At 44.9% G+C, this 1013-nt stretch carries 1 pseudogene; it reads right to left on the bottom strand.

Annotated features, from left to right (window positions below):
* A pseudogene (locus ACWATR_RS40405) lies at window positions 1-1013 on the bottom strand (hypothetical protein); the annotation flags it as partial.

The raw sequence follows: 1013 nt of genomic DNA, 5'->3' as shown, positions 1-1013 counted from the left end.
TCAGATTCATCTTGTACCTGTGGTACAAACAATTCCCCTACAGACACAGCAACTTCTTCAAAACTTGCTACCGCCTGCTGCCCTGTAGGGGCATCGGCAGCAGGCGGTAAGCAATTACAAAAAACCTTCATATAGAAAAAATGACCGTAATTCCCGATTTGATAACGGTTTTCAGCACCTTGTTTTGCAAATGAGTTTTGAAAACTATTAAATTGCCCGTCATTGCTTGATTGATAAGGGTTTGAGCTATTTTCTGCCCACGGATCTAAGATGTAGCGCGTAGGATGCCACAAATGCAAATGTTTTTGTAGTGTCTCTTGTGAGATAGTTTTGTGAAAGCGGCGCTTGTACTCAGCACGTATCGCTTTTCCTCGTTCAGTAGGCCCTGCTGGTAAGCCTCTATCCCACTCTATTGCCCTTACTACTATCTGGATGCGTTGTTGGGCTTGTTGGCTGCGTTCCCAGTTCTGTTGCTTACGACGGTCAAATGGGATTACGTTGTCTTTGGGTTTATGGATGCTGCTAATGCCTGCGATGGCTTCTGCAAAGGTGTTGGCGAATGTACCCAACAACCTTTCGGGATAACTAATGTAGGCGCTGTACCATTTGTTGCTAATTGTGGATTCTACCCAATGCCGCACTCTAGCTTCGATTTCGTGTTGGTGTCGGCAATATTGGCTGTAGCCAGGGGCGTTAATTGCGGTAGTAAGGCAAAATTCGACTAATTTATCACTCTCTAAGTCTAAAAAGACGATTCCGTACCCTACGAAGATTTGTAGGAGGGTGTTTGTTTGTCCTTTTCCTGTCCAGCCTGTGCTGATGATTTCTTCCCAGTTGGCACGCCACTGTACAATGTTAGCAGATTCTTGCTTGTGATATCTCTCCCGTGAAATTTGTTTTTTGGCTTTGTTCGCTACCCGTTTGAGTTTGGTTAAATCTTGCCGACTTGCGGCGCGATCGCAATAGTCGAGGAAGATAGAAACTGAGTCGCTAATTGGTTGTAGGTCATCATT

It is taken from the genome of Nostoc sp. UIC 10890, from assembly GCF_054786515.1.
Note: the sequence above shows the minus strand (reverse complement) of the source record. Positions and strands in the feature narration are given on the sequence as shown.